Annotated in this window: 1 protein-coding gene; it reads left to right on the top strand. The window is 71.1% G+C overall.

Annotated features, from left to right (window positions below; genetic code table 11):
• A partial coding sequence (locus ACV229_RS41020) for an acyl-CoA dehydrogenase C-terminal domain-containing protein (protein ID WP_448088719.1) occupies nucleotides 1-201 on the top strand: 201 nt, incomplete at both ends.

Genomic DNA, 201 nt, shown 5'->3' with positions numbered 1-201 from the left:
ACGCAGCTGGAGCAGGGCGCGCGTGCGCTGTCGGCGGCGGTCGATTACGTGGTCGAGAACACGAAGCGCGACCCGAACGCGGTGTTCGCCGGCAGCGTGCCGTACCTGAAGCTGGCGGGCGTGGTGCTGTGCGGGTGGCAGATGGCGCGCGCACTGGTGGCGGCGCATGCGAACCGCGCGAGCGATCCGGCGTTCTACGAC

This window comes from Burkholderia sp. MR1-5-21 (genome assembly GCF_053427715.1).
The sequence above is the reverse complement of the archived record's forward strand: the minus strand, read 5'-3'. Positions and strand labels throughout refer to the sequence as shown.